General features: G+C 72.7%; 17 protein-coding genes. 10 read left to right on the forward strand and 7 right to left on the reverse strand.

The genetic code is table 11. The features are described from left to right. Position 1 precedes the first annotated feature (1 nt). Complete coding sequence (locus AC07F0_RS34270; protein WP_478983820.1) at positions 2 to 793, reverse strand: TVP38/TMEM64 family protein; 792 nt, start codon at positions 791 to 793, stop codon at positions 2 to 4. A 352-nt stretch (positions 794 to 1,145) separates the two neighbouring features. Here AC07F0_RS34270 and tuf point away from each other — a divergent pair, with 352 nt between their 5' ends. Then, on the forward strand, positions 1,146 to 2,315 hold the full coding sequence (gene tuf, locus AC07F0_RS34275) for an elongation factor Tu (protein WP_478983821.1): 1,170 nt from the start codon (positions 1,146 to 1,148) through the stop codon (positions 2,313 to 2,315). Between the two features lie 87 nt (positions 2,316 to 2,402). Beyond that, positions 2,403 to 3,248, forward strand: a complete 846-nt coding sequence (locus tag AC07F0_RS34280) for a spermidine synthase (protein ID WP_478983822.1) — start codon at positions 2,403 to 2,405, stop codon at positions 3,246 to 3,248. Here AC07F0_RS34280 and AC07F0_RS34285 read toward each other — a convergent pair. Together AC07F0_RS34285 and AC07F0_RS34290 are read right to left on the reverse strand one after the other, a co-directional pair. Then, on the reverse strand, positions 3,210 to 4,523 hold the full coding sequence (locus tag AC07F0_RS34285) for an MFS transporter (RefSeq protein ID WP_478983823.1): 1,314 nt from the start codon (positions 4,521 to 4,523) through the stop codon (positions 3,210 to 3,212). The genes AC07F0_RS34280 and AC07F0_RS34285 overlap by 39 nt on opposite strands. A gap of 111 nt (positions 4,524 to 4,634) precedes the next feature. Then, a complete protein-coding gene (locus AC07F0_RS34290; protein ID WP_478983824.1) occupies positions 4,635 to 5,654 on the reverse strand; it encodes a DUF8017 domain-containing protein in 1,020 nt (339 codons plus the stop codon). Between the two features lie 160 nt (positions 5,655 to 5,814). Here AC07F0_RS34290 and AC07F0_RS34295 point away from each other — a divergent pair, with 160 nt between their 5' ends. The 4 genes from AC07F0_RS34295 to AC07F0_RS34310 all read left to right on the forward strand — a co-directional run bounded on the left by AC07F0_RS34295 (position 5,815) and on the right by AC07F0_RS34310 (position 11,683). Next, positions 5,815 to 6,267: a DUF4442 domain-containing protein gene (locus AC07F0_RS34295; protein ID WP_236711722.1), complete on the forward strand. Its 453-nt coding sequence runs from the start codon at positions 5,815 to 5,817 to the stop codon at positions 6,265 to 6,267. 309 nt (positions 6,268 to 6,576) lie between these two features. Further along, positions 6,577 to 8,415 carry a ricin-type beta-trefoil lectin domain protein gene (locus tag AC07F0_RS34300; protein ID WP_478983825.1) on the forward strand — a complete coding sequence of 613 codons (1,839 nt, stop codon included), beginning with the start codon at positions 6,577 to 6,579 and terminating at the stop codon, positions 8,413 to 8,415. Positions 8,416 to 8,600: 185 nt separating this feature from the next. Then, the gene (locus tag AC07F0_RS34305) at positions 8,601 to 10,988 is read left to right on the forward strand and encodes a phosphoketolase family protein (RefSeq protein WP_478983826.1); all 2,388 of its coding nucleotides are present in this window, start codon (positions 8,601 to 8,603) and stop codon (positions 10,986 to 10,988) included. Positions 10,989 to 11,059: 71 nt separating this feature from the next. Continuing rightward, positions 11,060 to 11,683 carry a DedA family protein gene (locus AC07F0_RS34310; protein ID WP_436727680.1) on the forward strand — a complete coding sequence of 208 codons (624 nt, stop codon included), beginning with the start codon at positions 11,060 to 11,062 and terminating at the stop codon, positions 11,681 to 11,683. A gap of 12 nt (positions 11,684 to 11,695) precedes the next feature. On the opposite strand, the gene AC07F0_RS34315 is transcribed toward AC07F0_RS34310, so the two are convergent. Next, positions 11,696 to 12,223 carry a gamma carbonic anhydrase family protein gene (locus AC07F0_RS34315; protein ID WP_478983859.1) on the reverse strand — a complete coding sequence of 176 codons (528 nt, stop codon included), beginning with the start codon at positions 12,221 to 12,223 and terminating at the stop codon, positions 11,696 to 11,698. Between the two features lie 112 nt (positions 12,224 to 12,335). Here AC07F0_RS34315 and AC07F0_RS34320 point away from each other — a divergent pair, with 112 nt between their 5' ends. Then, on the forward strand, positions 12,336 to 13,133 hold the full coding sequence (locus tag AC07F0_RS34320) for an acyltransferase (RefSeq protein WP_478983827.1): 798 nt from the start codon (positions 12,336 to 12,338) through the stop codon (positions 13,131 to 13,133). 15 nt (positions 13,134 to 13,148) lie between these two features. On the opposite strand, the gene AC07F0_RS34325 is transcribed toward AC07F0_RS34320, so the two are convergent. Further along, entirely contained in the window at positions 13,149 to 14,006 is an 858-nt protein-coding gene (locus AC07F0_RS34325; RefSeq protein WP_478983828.1) for an EamA family transporter, read from the reverse strand. Positions 14,007 to 14,103: 97 nt separating this feature from the next. Here AC07F0_RS34325 and AC07F0_RS34330 point away from each other — a divergent pair, with 97 nt between their 5' ends. Together AC07F0_RS34330 and AC07F0_RS34335 are read left to right on the forward strand one after the other, a co-directional pair. Continuing rightward, positions 14,104 to 14,676 (forward strand): XRE family transcriptional regulator, encoded by a 573-nt coding sequence (locus AC07F0_RS34330; protein ID WP_359038179.1) that lies wholly within the window; start codon positions 14,104 to 14,106, stop codon positions 14,674 to 14,676. A 42-nt stretch (positions 14,677 to 14,718) separates the two neighbouring features. Further along, the gene (locus AC07F0_RS34335) at positions 14,719 to 15,276 is read left to right on the forward strand and encodes a YbaK/EbsC family protein (protein WP_478983829.1); all 558 of its coding nucleotides are present in this window, start codon (positions 14,719 to 14,721) and stop codon (positions 15,274 to 15,276) included. Between the two features lie 9 nt (positions 15,277 to 15,285). On the opposite strand, the gene AC07F0_RS34340 is transcribed toward AC07F0_RS34335, so the two are convergent. Further along, positions 15,286 to 16,356, reverse strand: coding sequence for a cation diffusion facilitator family transporter (locus AC07F0_RS34340; RefSeq protein ID WP_478983830.1), 1,071 nt, complete (start codon positions 16,354 to 16,356; stop codon positions 15,286 to 15,288). Positions 16,357 to 16,418: 62 nt separating this feature from the next. Between AC07F0_RS34340 and AC07F0_RS34345 the strand changes: the two genes are divergently transcribed. Next, complete coding sequence (locus tag AC07F0_RS34345; protein ID WP_478983831.1) at positions 16,419 to 16,778, forward strand: ArsR/SmtB family transcription factor; 360 nt, start codon at positions 16,419 to 16,421, stop codon at positions 16,776 to 16,778. A gap of 1 nt (position 16,779) precedes the next feature. Here AC07F0_RS34345 and AC07F0_RS34350 read toward each other — a convergent pair whose 3' ends face one another. Beyond that, the gene (locus tag AC07F0_RS34350) at positions 16,780 to 18,003 is read right to left on the reverse strand and encodes a 4-hydroxybenzoate 3-monooxygenase (RefSeq protein ID WP_478983832.1); all 1,224 of its coding nucleotides are present in this window, start codon (positions 18,001 to 18,003) and stop codon (positions 16,780 to 16,782) included. Positions 18,004 to 18,073: the final 70 nt, after the last annotated feature.

Genomic DNA, 18,073 nt, shown 5'->3' on the forward strand with positions numbered 1-18,073 from the left:
GTCAGAGCTGGCGCAGGCGGTGCCGCTTGCGCCAGGCCACCACCACGCCCGCCAGCGCGGGCAGGGCGATGCAGGCCAGGGCGATCAGGAAGGCCGGGGACGTCGGGGTGGAGGCGCGGGCGCCGGCGACGGCGTAGGCGGCGGTGTTCGGGATCGAGCCGAGGCCCGTCGCCAGCAGGAACGGCAGCAGGCCCATGCGGGAGAACGAGGCGCAGTAGTTCGCGGCCCAGAACGGCACTCCGGGGAAGAGCCGCACCACCAGCATCGAGCGGAAGCCGTGCCGGCTGAGCTGACCGTCCGCGGCCTTCAGCCAGCGCCCCCGCAGCAGCGGCCGCAGGGCGTCCTGGCCCAGTGCGCGCCCCAGGCAGAAGGCGATCCCGGCACCGAGCACCGTACCCGCCAGCGCCACGCCGGTGCCCAGCTGCGAACCGAACAGCGCCCCCGCCGCGAGGTTCAGCAGCGGCCTCGGCACGAACGCCACCGTGCACACGCCGTACGCCACCGCGAACACCAGCGCCGCCATGGCGCCGCCGAGCTGCGGCGGCCAGCCCTGCGTCAGCAGCCGCTGCGGCTCGAACAGCAGCACCCCGCACGCGCCCGCGGCGAGCAGCGCGACGAGCAGGGACAGCCTCGACCACGGGGAGAGCAGAACTCTGGTGCAGCGAGCGGTGAAACCGGTGGACGGAACGGGCGAGGCGGTCGTTGCCGAGGGGACGGCGACGGCGAGCTCCGCGGTGCTGGCCCGGGGAGAGGCCGTGGCGGTGCCCCCAGAGCGGGTGGTGGCATCGAGCATCCGGCGACACTAACCGACACATGTGTGTGATCGCCGTATGGTTCGTCTCACGAGCGTCACAGGCGGTCTCGCTCAGCGCCGCCCGGGACCGGCGGGACGGGCGCCGAAAACCATTCGACGTGCGGTAAAGCGTCGGCAATGATCTGACACATGTTCCGGCACGCCTTCACCCTCGCAGCATCCGTGGTCACGGATGCCCCGAAGGCTGCCGTCGTGGTTCTCACGGCCGTCGTGGACGGCGCCCGAAGCTGACCCTCTCCGGCTCGTCCGGCGGACCCCGCAAGGGGAGGGTCGGTCAGGTTCTCGGGGTCCCCCTTTCTTCTTCGCTGATCAGACGCTTCGAGGTACAGCCATGTCCAAGACGGCCTACATCCGTACGAAACCGCATCTCAACATCGGCACGATGGGTCATGTCGACCACGGCAAGACCACGCTCACGGCCGCCATCACCAAGGTCCTCGCCGAGCGCGGCACCGGCACGTTCGTGCCGTTCGACCGGATCGACCGGGCGCCCGAGGAGGCGGCGCGCGGCATCACCATCAACATCGCGCACGTCGAGTACGAGACCGACACCCGGCACTACGCGCACGTCGACATGCCGGGCCACGCCGACTACGTCAAGAACATGGTCACCGGCGCCGCGCAGCTCGACGGGGCGATCCTCGTCGTCTCCGCGCTCGACGGGATCATGCCGCAGACCGCCGAACACGTGCTGCTCGCCCGGCAGGTGGGGGTCGACCACATCGTGGTCGCCCTCAACAAGGCCGACGCGGGGGACGAGGAGCTGACCGACCTGGTCGAGCTGGAGGTACGCGACCTGCTCACGGCGCACGGCTACGGCGGTGACTCCGTACCCGTCGTACGCGTCTCGGGACTGAAGGCGCTGGAGGGGGACCCGCGCTGGACGGCCTCGATCGAGGCGCTGCTCGACGCGGTGGACACGTATGTGCCGATGCCGGAGCGGTATCTGGACGCGCCGTTCCTGCTGTCCGTGGAGAACGTGCTGACCATCACCGGGCGGGGGACCGTGGTGACCGGTGCGGTGGAGCGGGGCACGGTGCGGGTCGGGGACAAGGTCGAGGTGCTCGGGGCTGCCGTCGAGACGGTGGTCACCGGGCTGGAGACCTTCGGCAAGCCGATGGAGGAGGCACAGGCCGGGGACAACGTGGCGCTGCTGCTGCGGGGCGTGCCCCGGGACGCTGTCCGGCGGGGGCATGTGGTGGCTGCGCCGGGGAGTGTGGTGCCGAGTCGCCGTTTCACGGCGCGGGTGTATGTGCTGTCCGCGCGTGAGGGGGGTCGTACGACGGCTGTCTCCAGCGGGTACCGGCCGCAGTTCTACATCCGGACCGCGGATGTGGTGGGGGTGGTCGACCTCGGTGAGGTGGCGGTGGCGCGGCCCGGTGACACGGTTGCCATGACCGTGGAGCTGGGGCGGGAGGTGCCGTTGGAGCCGGGGCTCGGGTTCGCCATCCGTGAGGGTGGGCGGACTGTGGGGGCCGGGACCGTGACCGTGGTGGGTTGAGGTGGTGGGGGACTGCGGGGCCGTTGTGGCCGGTCGCGCAGTTCCCCGCGCCCCTGGGGGGCGTTGTCGCCCAGGCACAATGAGGGTGTGAACGAGCCTGTACCCGTCGCCCGGTCCGTCGATCACGGGTTCGCCAAGCTGATGCCCGACGTCGACCGGGAACGGGCCTGGTTGCTGACCCTCGACGGGGCTCCGCAGTCGTACGTGGACCTGGATGATCCGACGCATCTGGAGTTCGAGTACGCGCGGCGGCTCGGGCATGTGCTGGATGTCGTGGCGGCGCCGGGGGCAGCGTTGGACGTGCTGCATCTCGGCGGGGGTGCGCTGACCATGCCCCGGTACGTGGCCGCGACCCGGCCGGGGGCACGGCAGGACGTCGTCGAGGCCGATCGGGGGCTGCTGGAGCTGGTGTCCGAGCACCTGCCGTTGCCGGAGGGGGCCCGGGTCGCGCTGCACGCGTCGGATGCCCGGGCGTGGCTGGAAAACGGCCCCTCGGACTCGGCGGACGTCATCGTGGCCGATGTGTTCGGCGGGTCGCGGGTGCCGGCGCATCTGACGTCCGTCGACTACGTCCGCGAGGCCGCGCGTGTGCTGCGGGACGGTGGGTTCTATCTCGCGAACCTGCCCGACGCCGCGCCCTTCGCCTTTCTGCGGTCGCAACTCGCCACCCTGGCCACCGTCTTCGAGGAACTCGTGCTGATCGCCGAGCCGGGGGTGCTGCGGGGGCGGCGGTTCGGGAACGCGGTGCTCGTGGCCGGGCACGAGCCGGTCGACGTCGCGGCCCTGGCCCGGCTCATGGCCGCCGACGTCTTCCCGGCGAGAGTCGAACACGGCGCCGCCCTGCGGGACTTCATCGGGGACGCGCGGGCCGTGCGGGACGAGGACGCCGTGCCGTCACCCGAGCCCCCCGACGGGGCGTTCGGTATCGGCTGACGCGTGCCCGGTGCCGCCCTGGGCCACCGGTGTGGTCCTGCGCCGCAGGTTGCGTACGTCCGGTACGCACAGCGCGGCCGCCGTGACCAGGACGACCAGTCCGGCGCAGCCCCACAGCGCGGCCGTCCGCCCGAACGCCTCCTCGGCGGGGCCGGCCGCGGCCGTGGCGAGCGGCACCAGCGCGACCGAGCCGAACCAGTCGTACGCCGAGACGCGGGAGAGCTTGTCCTCGGGGATCTCCTGGTGCAGGGCCGTCATCCAGGACACGCCGAACACCTCGATCGTGGCGCCGGCGACGAACATCACCACATAGAGGACGCCGATCGGCACCGGGACGGCGAGCGCGGCCGAGGGCAGGGCCAGAGGGAAGACGCAGAGGGTGCCGGCGAGGAGCAGGCGGCGGGGTTTCCAGCGGGTCATCAGCACGGCCCCGGCGACGGTGCCCGCCCCGAACGCGCCCAGGGCGAGACCCCAGGGGCCCGCGCCGCCGAGGTGGTCGCGGGCGACGAGTGGGCCGTACACCGCGTCGGCGGCGGAGACGACCGCGTTGGCGATCGAGAACTGGACGACGACGGCCCACAGCCAGGCCCGGCCGGAGAACTCCCGCCAGCCCTCCCGCAGATCGGCGAGCAGACCGCCGCCCGGTGCGCGCGGCGGGATGTGCCCGACGTCGAGGAAGGCCCGCAGTGCCCCGGCGACGGCGAAGGCCGCGGCGTCGGCCGCCAGCACCCAGCCGGGCCCGACCGCGGCGACCATGGCACCGCCGACCGCGGCACCGCCCAGGGCCGCGCCCTGCATCGCCATCCGGAACACGGCGAACGCGCGGCCCGCCTGCTCCCCGGAGACCGAGGACATCAGCATGCCCTCGGCGGCCGGGCCGAAGAAGGCCTGGCCGGTGCCGCCGAGGGCGGCGAGCAGCATCATCTGCCACAGCCGGGGGTCCCCGGTCAGCACGAGGGCGGCGAAGGCGGCCTGGGAGAGGCAGTTCAGGGCGTTGGCCGCCACCATGACGCGGTGCCGGGGCAGCCGGTCCGCGACAGCGCCGCCGATCAGCAGGAACAGCACCAGGGGGAGCGTCCGGGCCGCCGCGACCAGGCCGACGTCACCGCCGTCGCCGCCCGTTTCGAGGACGGCGAACGCCGCAGCGACCAGGGCACCCTGGCTGCCCAGGTTGGTGACGACCGCGGCGGCGGTGAGCAGGGAGTAGTTGCGTCCCGCCCAGTCGGGCCGGCGGGGGCTCCGGGCGGAGGCGGTCGGGGTGGCGGGGGATGTCACCGGCCGACTATCGCCGCCGGCGGCGCGTCCTGCCAAACCGTTTTGCGCGGTGTCCGGCACCGCGGCTGTCCGGGCTCGCTCCTGCCGGGGCGGGCCCGTTCGGCGTCCGCGTCAGCCTCCGGTCGGCTCGCCGTGCAGCCGGACGGTGCTGAGGATCTTCAGGATGGTCTCCTTGGGCACCTCGCCCTTGACGCCCTTGGCCCCGAAGAAGCTCCACGCGACGAAGTCGCCCGCCGAGTTCTTGAAGCCGAACGTGACCGCCTTGCCGTCGCTCGCGCACTTGCCCTTGTCGGGCGTGTTCTCCGACCACGCCCAGGCGACGCTGCCCTTCACACCGGCGGCCGTGGTGTAGGGCTTGGCCTTCTTCTCGGTCTTGACGCTCTTCTTGTCCGGCTGCGTGTAGCCGCCGTACACCCACGAGGCCGCCTGGTTGAGCGCGACCTCGTCGGTGTTCTTCGCGCCGTCCGCACCCTTGGTGCCGACCCCGGCCAGGGACTCGCTCTCGGTCCTGCCGTCCTTGTTGTCGTCGCTCGTGCACCACTCGGACTTGTAGAAGGCCGGCGCCGACATGAGGATGAGCGGCCTGCCGTCGTCGGACTTCTCGTCCTCGAAGAAGACGTACGACGTCGGGGAGGCGACCTCCCAGTCCGCCGGGACGTCGAAGGCCGTGCCCCACTTGGGGTTGATGACGACCTTCCAGCCCTTGACGGTGGGCTTCTCCTCCTCGCCGCCGCGGGGGTTGTCGCCCGTGCCGGGTGCGCTCGGCTCCGCGGAGGGGCTCGCCGGAGCCGTGTTCTTCTCGCCTCCGCCCTTGCCGCCGTCCGCGGTGTCGTCCTTGTCGCCGCCCAGCACCAGGAAGCCGGTGACACCGGCCGCCACGACGACCGCCGTGGCCGCGATGATCGCGACCAGTTTCGTCCGGTTGCCGCCGCCACCGCCCTGCGGGGGCTGCGGCGCTCCGGCCGGCCCGGGGGCACCCCACTGGGGCTGCTGCCCGTAGGGGTTGGGCTGCTGCTGATAACCCGGCTGCTGGTACGGATTCGGATTCGGCTGCTGGTAACCCGGCTGCTGGTACGGGTTGTTCGCTTGCGGGTTCTGCTCGCCCCCGGGCGGCTGCTGTCCTGGCCACATGGGCAGCAACCCTAGCCGCGCTCCGGACACGATTCGGTCACCGCCCGTGGACGGAGACGTAGCAACCCGGGAACGGCCGGCGCGGACGAGCGGGCGGGACCGCTGCGGCGGTCGTCACACGGCCTGGCCAGCCGTCTCTACTCGTGAGTAACATGCGGCCATGAGCGCAGACCAGATGTCCATCGGCGAGATGCTCGCCGCCACGGTGCCCATGGCCCGGACCCTGAACCTCGAGTTCCTCGAGACGACGCCGGAGCGGGCGGTGGTGTCCCTGCCCGACCAGGGCGAGTACCACAACCACGTGGGCGGGCCGCACGCCGGGGCGATGTTCACGCTCGGCGAGTCCGCGAGCGGGGCCATCGTGCTGGCCGCGTTCGGCGATCAGCTCTCGCGCGCCGTGCCGCTCGCCGTCAGCGCCGAGATCTCCTACAAGAAGCTGGCCATGGGCGCGGTCACCGCGACCGCGACCCTGGGCCGTCCCGCCGCCGAGGTCGTCGCGGAACTGGACGCCGGTGAGCGTCCCGAGTTCCCGGTCGCCATCGCCATTCAGCGGGCCGATGGTGCGGTGACCGGCGAGATGACTGTCGTGTGGACACTGCGCCCCAACGGCTGACCCGGCTGTCGTTGCGAGCGGGACCCCGGCCGAGTGCCGGGGTTCTCGCATGTCGAGCCGCGAACTCCGGCGTGCCGCGACGGTGTTTTCGAAAGCCGGTGCGGATACCGCCGGTAACGCATCTGCATTCCCCTCGTTTTGAACTCGGGCCATCCGCACTCCTTGTTACCTGTCAGTCGCATGTGCGAAAGTGAGCCGCCTCACAGCCGAGTCCGCAGCTGACGCGGCACAGGTATGCACCAATCACGCACCTGCTTTCCGACGGACGCGCATTCGCATGCCGTCCTGCGGCTGGAAGGAAATGGTTCAGTGCAATCCCCCTACCCCCCACGCCCGCCGTACCCGCCGCGCCCCGGAGCGGGTCCCGCGGATTCCGATCGCAATCTCCTCGCCCGGGTCGGTGATCCCGCCCCCGACGGCCCGCGCGCCGCCGCGCTGTTGCTCGCCCGGCACTGGCGGGCGGTGTACGAGTACGCCGTGATCTGCCTGGCCTCATCGGGGGACTGCGCGTCGATGGCGGCCGCCGCCGCGTTCCGCCGGGAACTCGCCCGGCCGGGCGGCGGTGCCCTGCGCCCGCGGCTGCTCGCGGCCGTTCGGGACACGGTACGGGATTGGGTCGCCGACGACGGAATTTCCGTCGTACTGCCGGAACTGCGCAAACCCGTCGGTGCCCGGGGGCTGCGTGCCGCGCGGTCCGAGACAGCTGAAAGGCGGCGGCTCGCCGAGCGCGCATTCCGGGCCCTTCCGGGGGCTTCCCAATGCCTGCTCTGGCATACGGAGGCCGAGGCCGAGCCCATATCCGTACCGGCCGGTCTGCTGGGAGTGGACCTCCGAACCGCGTCGGCCGCGCTGGAACAGGCGCGTGAGCAATTCCGGGCGGGATGCGTCAGAGCTCACCGGGAACTCGCACCGACGCGGGAATGCCGTTTTTACAACCGTTTGCTGGACGTTCCGATGCGCCGCGGCGGGTCCCTGCTGCCGGATGTGCAACAGCATCTGATGACCTGCCGCCACTGCCGGCACGCCGCCGAACAACTCAGCCATTTCGACGGCGGGTTGGAGGACCTGCTCGTCGAGACCGTGCTCGGCTGGGGCGGCCGCCGCTACCTCGCGACACGGCCGGGCCGGGCCGGGCGGCGTGGTCCCCTGCCCGCGGGCCCGGCCGGTGGCCGTCACCGGCTCAGGGCGCACGCCCTCCCGGCGGGCGGCCGGCCCGGGTCGTCGAGGAGACACACGAAGGCGCTGGCCGCCGCGGTCGGGGTGACGTCCCTCGTGCTGCTCGCGACGCTGCTCGCTGCCAGGGGCTGGACGGAGGAGGGCGGCACCGTCGCTCCCCAGGCCACCTGGGGAGCGGTCAGCGGCCACTGGGTCGACCCGGAATCCGCGGGAACCTCCTCGGGCGGCCGCCCGTCGGCCGCGTCCGCCGGCCGCCCCGCCGAAGTGGGCCGCGGGCGGCTGCGCAACCTCGACGCCGGCCTGTGTCTCGGCGTCCGGGGCGGCCGGACCCGGGCCGACGCCCGCGCCGTGCTGACCTCCTGCTCCGCCGCCGGGCCCCTGACGTGGTCGTACCAGGACGACGGCATGCTGCGCAGCGCCGCCGACCCCACGCTCTGCCTCGGCTCCGACATCGCGGAGGGCTCGGTCGCCCTGGCCGGCTGCCTCGGGCACGCAGGAGTCGTGCGCTACGACCTGACCGTGCGCGGCGAACTCCTGCCGCGCGGCGGCAAGGGACTGGCCGTCGCCCACGGCACCGGCCGGAACGTCGTCGTCACCGGGCGCGACGGATCCGAGGCGCAACGCTGGGCGCTGGAACCTCCCGGGGGTGACGCGGCGAAGAAGTCGGCGGAGCCGGGGGAACCGGGGGAGCCGGGGGAGCGGCAAGGCCGGCAGGAGAGCCGCCGGGAGAAGGAACCGTACGATCACGCCCCGCCCGGGCATCGGCCCGACCCCCCACGGAGCAAGCAGGAACGGTACGGGGCACGGTTCGCCCAGGCGGACGGCCGCGGCGCGGCCGAACCGGGACGGGCCTCCGGCACGCCCGGTACCGGCGTACTGGACCCGGCGCCCCACACCGACACCCTCGCCTCCGCGACAGTTCCCGTGGCGACGGCCGTGACGAAGGCCCTCCACTCCACCGCGCTCCCGTAGAGCGGCCCTCCTGGCGTCCGCGGAGCCCTGCCGCCGAAGTCCCGGGGGTGGGGCTCCGGCGTCATGGTCGGCTGACGTGGCGCGCACCGCACCGCCGGCGGCACATGGCCGGGAGGCGCCTGGCATCGAACCGGAACAGACTGGTACTCCTCCTGAGGCCGTCGCAGAACCCAGGGAGTCCACTCATGCCCGAGGCCCCGCGCCAGGACAGCAGTACCCGACCGACCGACGAGGAACTGCGCACGCTGGACGCCCACTGGCGGGCCGCCAACTACCTGGCGGCCGGGCAGATCTACCTGCTGGCGAACCCCCTGCTGACCGAGCCGCTGCGGCCCGAGCACATCAAGCCGCGGCTGCTGGGCCACTGGGGCACCTCGCCCGGGCTCAACCTCGTCCACACGCACCTCAACCGGGTGATCAGGAACCGCGCGCTGGACGCGCTGTGCATCTGGGGCCCGGGCCACGGCGGTCCCTCGGTGCTCGCCAACTCCTGGCTGGAGGGCAGCTACAGCGAGAAGTACCCGGACGTGACGCGGGACGCGCGGGGCATGGAGCTGCTGATGCGGCAGTTCTCGTTCCCCGGCGGCGTGCCCAGCCACGTCGCCCCGGAGGTGCCCGGCTCGATCCACGAGGGCGGCGAACTCGGCTACTCCCTCGCCCACGCCTACGGTGCCGCCCTGGACAACCCGGATCTGGTGGTGACCTGCGTGATCGGCGACGGCGAGGCGGAGACCGGCCCGCTGGCCGGATCCTGGCACGCCAACAAGTTCCTCGACCCGGTCCACGACGGCGCCGTGCTGCCGATCCTGCACCTCAACGGCTACAAGATCGCCAATCCGACGGTGCTGTCCCGCCTGCCCCAGGACGAGCTCGACGCGCTCCTGCGCGGCTACGGCCACGAGCCGATCCACGTCACCGGCGACGACCCGATGGCCGTGCACCGTGCGATGGCCCAGGCGATGGACACCGCGCTCGACACCATCGCGGAGGCCCAGCGTGCCGCGCGCGAGGAGGGTGTGACCGAGCGGCCGCGCTGGCCGGTGATCGTGCTGCGCACCCCGAAGGGCTGGACCGGCCCGGCCGAGGTCGACGGCGAGCCGGTCGAGGGGACCTGGCGCTCCCACCAGGTGCCGCTGGCCGGTGTCCGTGACAATCCGGACCACCTGCGGCAACTGGAGGCCTGGCTGCGCTCCTACCGGCCCGAGGAACTGTTCGACGCCGAGGGGCGGCCGGTCCCGGACGTCCTGGCCTGCGTCCCCGAGGGCACCAGGCGGCTCGGCGCCACCCCGTACGCCAACGGCGGGCTGCTCGTCCGCGACCTGCCCCTCCCGGCACTGGACGACTTCGCCGTCCCCGTCGACAAGCCGGGCACGACCCTGCACGAGCCCACGCGGGTCCTCGGCGACCTGCTGGCCCAGGTCATGCGGGACACCGCCGACCGTCGGGACTTCCGCCTGGTCGGCCCGGACGAGACCGCCTCCAACCGGCTCCAGGCGGTCTATGCCGCCAGCGGCAAGGCCTGGCAGGCCGGGACCCTCGACGTCGACGAGGACCTCGACCGGCACGGCCGGGTGATGGAGGTCCTCTCCGAGCACCTGTGCCAGGGCTGGCTGGAGGGCTACCTCCTCACCGGCCGACACGGGCTGTTCTCCTGCTACGAGGCGTTCGTGCACATCGTCGACTCGATGGTCAACCAGCACATCAAGTGGCTGCGCACCTCCCGGCGCCTGCCGTGGCGGGCCCCCATCGCCTCCCTGAACTACCTGCTGACCTCGCATGTGTGGCGGCAGGACCACAACGGCTTCTCCCACCAGGATCCCGGCTTCGTCGACCACGTCCTCAACAAGAGCCCCGAGGTCGTGCGGGTCTACCTCCCGCCGGACGCCAACACCCTGCTGTCCGTCGCGGACCACGTCCTGCGCAGCCGCGACTACGTCAATGTCGTCGTGGCCGGCAAGCAGCCCTGCTTCGACTGGCTGTCGATGGAGGAGGCCCGGGGCCACTGCGCTCGCGGCGCCGGTATCTGGGAGTGGGCCGGCACCGAGGACGGCTCCCGCGAACCCGACGTGGTGCTGGCCTGCGCCGGAGACGTCCCCACCCAGGAGGCCCTGGCCGCCGCGCACCTGCTGCGCCGGCATCTGCCCGAGCTGTCGGTCCGCGTGGTGAACGTCGTCGACCTCGCCCGGCTGCTGCCCCGGGAGGAACACCCGCACGGCATGAACGACTTCGAGTACGACGGCCTCTTCACCGCCGACAAGCCGGTGATCTTCGCTTACCACGGCTACCCGTGGCTGATCCACCGCCTGGCCTACCGCCGCGCCGGCCACCAGCACCTGCACGTGCGCGGCTACAAGGAGGCCGGCACCACCACCACGCCCTTCGACATGGTCGTCCGCAACGACCTCGACCGCTACCGCCTCGTCATGGACGTCATCGACCGCGTCCCAGGGCTGGCCGTGCGCGCCACGGCCGTACGCCAGCGCATGGCCGACGCCCGCACCCGCCACCACGCCTGGATCCGCGAGCACGGCACCGACCTGCCCGAGGTCGCCGAGTGGAACTGGAACGCCTGAGCCGCGGGGGACGTCTTGTCACCCGGTAGGCTTCCCGTGCTCGCAGGGAAGCACAGGGAAAGGATCCGGCGTTGCACGTCCAGGAGTGGCTCGAAACCGTACCAGCGGTCGCCGTCTACGCACTGGTGGGACTGGTCATCGGCCTGGAAAGCCTGGGCATCCCGCTGCCGGGCGAGATCATCCTGGTCTCCTCCGCGCTGCTCGCCTCCCAGCACGGTGACATCAACCCCGTCGTGCTCGGTGCCAGCGCCACGGCCGGCGCGATCATCGGCGACTCGATCGGCTACGCCATCGGCCGCAAGGGCGGCCGCCCCCTGCTGGCCTGGCTGGGCAAGAAGTTCCCCAAGCACTTCAGCGAGGGCCATATCGCCACGGCCGAGCGGTCCTTCGAGAAGTGGGGCATGTGGGCCGTCTTCTTCGGCCGCTTCGTCGCCCTCCTCCGCATCTTCGCCGGCCCCCTCGCGGGCGTGCTGCGCATGCCGTACTGGAAGTTCGCCATCGCCAACGTCCTCGGCGGCATCCTCTGGGCCGGCGGCACGACCGCGGTCATCTACTACGTCGGCATCGTCGCCGAGTCCTGGCTGAAGCGCTTCTCGTGGCTGGGCCTGGTGGCGGCGGTCCTGGTCGGCCTCACGTCCATGCTGGTCCTCAAGCGCAAGGCGAAGAAGGCCCAGCCCGTGACCGCTGCCGAGTGAGACGCCTTTCCGCTACGCGTGCACCTCACGATGGGCCTTGGCCAACTCGGCGTACATCGTGCCGTTGAGGGTGACTCCCTGCCGCTCCTCCTCCGACAGCTCCCGCCGGACCTTCGCAGGGACCCCCGCCACCAGCGACCCGGGCGGCACGACCATGCCCTGCGGCACCAGCGCCTGCGCGGCGACGAGCGACCCGGCCCCGATCACCGCCCCGTTCAGCACCGTCGCCCCCATCCCGATCAGGCAGTCGTCCTCGACGGTCGCCCCGTGCACCACGGCGTTGTGACCGATGGACACCCGCTCACCCACCGTCACAGGAAACCCCGGGTCGGCGTGCAGCGTGCAGTTGTCCTGGACGTTGCTGCTCGCGCCGACGGAGATCGTCTCGACGTCACCCCGCAGCACGGCCCCGTACCAGACACTCGCCCCAGCACCCAGCGTCACGTCCCCGATCACCGAAGCCGTCGGCGCCACGAACGCCTCCGGATCGACGTGCGGCTCCCTGCCGCCGATCCCCGTGATCATCGCCCGCTGGCCCATGCCCGCCTCCAGAAACGTCGTAGACAACGCGCAAACCGTACGGCACTCGGTGGGGCGAAGATCACAGGCCTCCAGCGCCGCGGGGTGAGCTACCGCTGAGTACCGTGACTTCGTGCCGAAGCGCAAGAACACGTTCTCATCCTGGCGGCGGGGCCTCGCGCAGCGCGCCGTCCACGCGGGCTGGGCCTGGGTGCAGCGCACGGGTTCCGTGACAGCCGAACATCCCGGGCGCTACCGATTCGGCGCGATGGGAACAGGTACCAGACTCGCCTTCCCGCTCGGCACGGTCTTCGGCGAACCCTGGATCCACCTGGGCGCCCACTGCATCATCGGCGAGCAGGTCACCCTCACCGCGGGCCTGATGCCCGATCTCGACCTCGGCCCCGACCCGATCCTGCGCATCGGCGACGGCGTCGTCCTGGGCCGTGGCAGCCACGTCATCGCGGACACGACGGTCACCATCGGCAGCGACTGCTACTTCGGCCCGTACGTCTACGTCACGTCCACGAACCACTCCTACGACGATCCCCACGAGCCGATCGGCAGGCAGTGGCCGCGGATGGAGCCGGTGGAGATCGGGCCCGGCTGCTGGATCGGTACGGGCGCGGTCATCCTGCCGGGTGCCCGGATCGGGCGGAACGTGGTGGTGGCCGCGGGCGCGGTCGTCCGGGGCGCGGTGCCCGACCATGCCGTGGTGGCGGGCGCGCCGGCCCGCGTGGTACGCCGCTGGACACCGGCCGACGGCTGGCAGCCGCCGCTGCGCACCCCGCCGCCGGTGCCGATACCGGAGGGGGTCACCCCGGAGCAGCTGTGCGCCCTGTCCGGCCTGGACGAGGAGACGGCGGCCCGGCTCGCCGAGCTGGACGAGGAGGCGACGGCCGGACTCGCCGAGCTGGAACCGGGTTCCTGAACCGCCCCGGCCGGCTCACCCCGACGCCAGCAGAACCGTCCCCACCAGGGCCAGCCCCGCACCCGCGGCCTGCACCACCCGCAGCCGTTCGCGGAGCAGGCCGCGCGCGGCCACGGCGGTCACCACCGGGTAGAGCGAGGCGAGCACCGCGGCGACGGTGACCGGGCCGTGCTGCGCGGCGATCGAGTACGTGCCGTTCGCCGCGACGTCCGCCAGGCCGACGAAGGCCAGCGCCGGAAGGGAGCGCCACGGGAAGCCGTCCGCCGCAAGGGCGGGCGCCCCGCGCCGCGCCGACACGTACAGCGCGAGTCCGCCGGCGGCGACATTCGTCACCCGCTGCACGAACAGCGCCAGGAACAGCCCGGTCAGCGTGGTCGACGCCTCGGCGATCAGGGCCATCACGGCGCCGAAGCCGAAGGCCGCGAGGAGGGTCAGGGCGATGGCCTGCCGCTGCACGGGCGCGCCGCGGAACTGGGGACCGCCGGCCAGGCAGACACCGACGACGGCGACCAGGATGCCGACGAACTGGAGCACGCCGGGACGCTCGCCCAAGACCAGGCCCACGCCGACCGGCACGGCCACCCCGATCGAGCCCAGCGGCGAGACCACACCCATCGGGCCCAGCGCGAGCGCCTTGTAGAAGGCGAGCATCGCCACCGGGCCGACCAGGCCGGCGGCCACGGCGAACCACAGCTGGGGCCCCGCCTCGCTCCAGCCGCCCGTCGCCATCACGACCGCGCCCAGCACGACCACCGCGATCGACTGCGAGACCACGACCACCGTCAGCGCGGGCGTGCGCCGGGTCAGCAGTCCGCCGCCGAAATCGGCCAGCCCCCACAGCAGGCTGGTGGCCAGGGCGAAGAGTGCTGTCATGGGACGGATGCCTCGCAGTACAGTTCGGTGAACGATCAGGTCAACCACACCGTAGTGCAGTCAGCTGCACTATCTCATACAGAATATTGGACGGAATGTGTCGGACCTCGACCTGCTGACCCAGTCCCTGGCGCGCAGCGTCAAGCACTGGCGCGCGGTGCGCGGCTTCACGCTGGACGTGCTCGCCGCCCGGGCGGGCGTCAGCCGCGGCATGCTCATCCAGATCGAGCAGGCCCGCACCAACCCCAGCCTCGGCACCGTCGTCAAGATCGGCGACGCGCTCGGCGTCAGCATCACCACCCTCCTCGACTACGAGCAGGGCCCCAAGGTCCGCATCGTCCCCGCCGAGCAGGCCGTACGGCTGTGGCACACCGAGGCCGGCAGCTACAACCGGCTGCTCGCGGGCACCGAGGCGCCCGGCCCGCTGGAGATGTGGGACTGGCGGCTCATGCCCGGTGAGAGCAGCGCGTCCGACCCGCACCCCGCCGGCACGATGGAGCTGCTCCACGTCACCGCCGGGGAGCTGACGCTCACGGTCGACGGCGTGGAGCACCGCGTCCCCGCCGGCGCGAGCGTGTCCTTCGAGGCCAACCTGCCGCACACGTACGGCAACACCGGTGAGGTGCCGATGGAGATGGTGATGGCCGTCTCGGTTCCGCCCGTGACCTGAGACCCCCGGTCCGAGGGCGTCCGGTGTTGTTAACGTGCGACCATGCGCGCATCCATCGGACACTTCGACGACGCCCGTCCGGCCCCCACCTGCCTCGACGAGCTCACCGGCCCGGTCGCCGACGCCGTACGTCACTGGCGCGGCAGCGTCCCGGCCGAGCAGATCCTCTACGTGGACACCGACCCGCGATGGGCCGACACCGCCACCTTCGTGGAGCACTACGGCCGTGACCTGCTGGAGCGGTCCGCGAACTGCGTGGTCGTCGCGGGCAAGCGCGGCGGCGGGACCACGCTCGCCGCGTGCGTGGTGCTGTCCACCACCCGGGTCGACGTCAACGGCGTCGTGCGCCGCCAACTCGGCGCTCGCAAGGCCTCGTTCGCCGCGACGGACACGGCGACCGGGGAGACCGGCATGGAGTACGGCGGCATCACCCCGCTCGGACTGCCGGGCGGCTGGCCCGTGCTGGTGGACGCGGCCGTCGTCGACCTGCCGTACGTGCTGGTCGGCAGCGGCCGGCGGCGCGGCAAGCTGCTGGTGCCGGGCAAGGCCTTCGCGGAACTGCCGGGCGCGGTGGTGCTGGAGGGGCTGGGCGTCGCCTGAGGGGCAGCCCTACGCCGCCGCGTGGTGGGCCAGCGGCTGGTGCGGGTCGGCCTCGCCGGGGGCCGGTTCCGGGTCGGCGTGGACCAGGGCCGCGGTGAGCCGGGGCACGGCGTGCAGCAGGGCGTGCTCGGCGTCGACGGCGATGCGATGGGCCTGGCGTACGGTCACGTCGCCGTCCACCACGACCGCGACCTCGGCGCGCAGCCGGTGACCGATCCAGCGCAGCCGCAGCTCGCCGACCCCGCGTACCCCGGCGACCTCGGCCAGTGCCCGCTCGGCCCGGTCCACCAGGCGGGGGTCGACCGCGTCCAGCACCCGGCGGAACACCTCCCGCGCGGCGTCCCGCAGCACCAGCGCGATCGCCGCCGTGATCGCCAGCCCGACGATCGGGTCGGCCAGTTGCCAGCCCAGGGCCGACCCGCCGGCGCCCAGCAGCACCGCCAGGGAGGTGAAGCCGTCGGTACGGGCGTGCAGTCCGTCGGCGACCAGCGCGGCCGAGCCGATCGCACGGCCGACGCGGATGCGGTACCGGGCCACCCACTCGTTGCCCGCGAAACCGACGAGGGCGGCCACGGCGACCGCCGGGACGTGCTGGACCGGACGCGGGTCGAGGAGGCGGTCGAACGCCGTCCAGCCCGCGAAGGCCGCCGACGCGGCGATCGTCAGCACGATCACCAGGCCCGCCAGGTCCTCGGCTCGCCCGTAGCCGTAGGTGAAGCGACGGGTGGCCGCGCGCCGGCCGAGCACGAAGGCGATCCCGAGCGGTACGGCGGTCAGCGCGTCCGCCGTGTTGTGGACCGTGTCCCCGAGCAGCGCCACCGAGCCGGAGGCGGCCACCACGACCGCCTGGGCCAGGGCCGTCACGCCGAGCACCGCGAGCGAGACCCAGAGCGCCCGCATCCCGCGGGCCGACGACTCCAGGGCGGAGTCGACCTTGTCGGCCGTCTCGTGGGAGTGCGGGGTGAGGAGGTGGGTCATCCGGTGGAGCAGGCCGTGCCGGTGCCCGTGCCCATGCGGGTGGGAGTGCTCGTGCGGTCGCGAGTGCCCGTGCGGGTGGGAGTGCTCGTGCCGGTCGCTCACGTGGGTCTCCTTCCGGTGCGCGCGAGTGGACGTCCACCCGCCCATGGAGTCATTATGTGCGTATGAGCGCACGCATGCACCTGTCAACTGCGCACGATGCGCATCCGCGCAGCCCCGGCGAGGAACAGTTCGCGCTCGCCGCCGAACTCCTCGCCCTGCTCGGCGACCGCACCCGCCTCACCCTGCTGCACGCGCTGGCCGAGGGAGAGGCCGACGTCACGACCCTCACGGAGAGGTGCGGGGCGGCCCGGCCCGCCGTCAGCCAGCACCTGGCGCGACTGCGTCTCGCGGGGCTGGTGAACACGCGCAAGGAGGGCCGCCGGGTGATCTACTCGCTCCGCGACGGCCATCTGCGCCGGCTCGTGGACGAGGCGCTGAACGTGGCCGACCACCGGCTCACCGACCGGCCCCTCCACGACTGAGTCAGTACCGCGCGGCCGTCCCCAGGTACTGCTCGGCGAAGGCCGCGGCGGCCGACGGCGAGGTGAACAGGCGGCGCAGCCGGGCCAGTGTGGTGCCCGCGCGGAACGGGTCGCCCGCCGCCGTGCCGTGGTACACCTCGGACAGCCACTGCGAGAACTCCTGGTAGTCCCACACCCGCCGCAGACACGCCTGCGCGTAGCCGCCGAGGCCGCTGTCGTCCCCGCCGGTCAGGTGGGCCACCAGGGCGTCGCCGAGCAGGAAGGCGTCGTGCAGGGCGAGGTTCATGCCCTTGGCGGCGATGGGGGCGACCAGGTGGGCCGCGTCACCGGCGAGGAACAGCCGGCCGGACACCATCGGCTCGACCACGTAGTCGTGCATGTCCAGCACGCGCCTCTCGATCAGCCGCCCCTCGGTCAGCGGCGGCACACCGGACGCCCCGAGCCGCTCCTGGAGCTCCGCCCAGACGCGCTCGTGCGGCCAGTTCTCCGGATCGTCTCCCGGCGGGCACTGGAGGTAGTAGCGGGTCACCTCCGGGCTGCGGGGCATCTGCCCGGCGAACCCCTTGGCGTGACAGCCGAACAGCACGCAGTCGGCGGACGGCGGCGCCTCGGCGAGCAGGGCCAGCCAGCCGATGCCGTAGTCGTGCCGCGCGACACGGACCCGCTCCGGCGGCAGGGCGGCCCGGGTCACCCCGCGCGCCCCGTCGCAGCCGGCCACGAAGTCGCAGTGCACGACCCGGTGTTCACCCGTCTCCGGGCAGGTGTACGACACCGACGGCCGGTCGGTGTCGATGTCGTGCACCCGCACGTCCCGGACCCCGAAGCGGATCTGCCCGTCGCGGACGTCGGCGTACTCGCGCACCAGGTCCGTCACCAGCAACGGCTGTGGGTAGACGAAGTGGTGACTGCCGGTCAGCTCGGCGTAGGGGAACCGGTACCGCTCGCCGTCGAAGCGGAACTCGCACGCGGTGTGCAACTGCGCGCGGTCCAGCAGGTTCCGGGCGAGGCCCCGCTTCTCCAGGCCCCGTACGGCCCATTCCTCGATGACTCCGGCCCGGGGCCGCTGTTCGATGAACTCCCGGGTCTCGGTCTCCAGTACGAGGCAGTCCACGGCCGCGGCCCGCAGGATGTTGCCGACGGTCAGCCCCGCGGGACCGGCGCCCACGACAACGACGGGAACGCGGCGCGGGGACGGCGAGTCGGTGCCGGGGACTGTCGAGGCCACCCGCACATTATGCCGACCCGACCGCCCGGCGAGGAGGACGCCGCAGCGGTAGTGTGGTGGGCCCTGACGA

The sequence above is a fragment of the Streptomyces sp. NPDC045955 genome (assembly GCF_056430805.1).

Bases quoted from the DNA above. Each gene is read 5' to 3' on its own strand.
- AC07F0_RS34295 (WP_236711722.1), top strand. From the start codon at position 5,815: ATGAGCGCAGACCAGATGTCCATCGGCGAGATGCTCGCCGCCACGGTG.
- AC07F0_RS34325 (WP_478983828.1), bottom strand. From the start codon at position 14,006: ATGACAGCACTCTTCGCCCTGGCCACCAGCCTGCTGTGGGGGCTGGCC.
- AC07F0_RS34290 (WP_478983824.1), bottom strand. From the start codon at position 5,654: ATGTGGCCAGGACAGCAGCCGCCCGGGGGCGAGCAGAACCCGCAAGCG.
- AC07F0_RS34270 (WP_478983820.1), bottom strand. From the start codon at position 793: ATGCTCGATGCCACCACCCGCTCTGGGGGCACCGCCACGGCCTCTCCC.
- AC07F0_RS34345 (WP_478983831.1), top strand. From the start codon at position 16,419: ATGAGCGCACGCATGCACCTGTCAACTGCGCACGATGCGCATCCGCGC.
- AC07F0_RS34335 (WP_478983829.1), top strand. From the start codon at position 14,719: ATGCGCGCATCCATCGGACACTTCGACGACGCCCGTCCGGCCCCCACC.
- AC07F0_RS34315 (WP_478983859.1), bottom strand. From the start codon at position 12,223: ATGGGCCAGCGGGCGATGATCACGGGGATCGGCGGCAGGGAGCCGCAC.
- AC07F0_RS34305 (WP_478983826.1), top strand. From the start codon at position 8,601: ATGCCCGAGGCCCCGCGCCAGGACAGCAGTACCCGACCGACCGACGAG.
- tuf (WP_478983821.1), top strand. From the start codon at position 1,146: ATGTCCAAGACGGCCTACATCCGTACGAAACCGCATCTCAACATCGGC.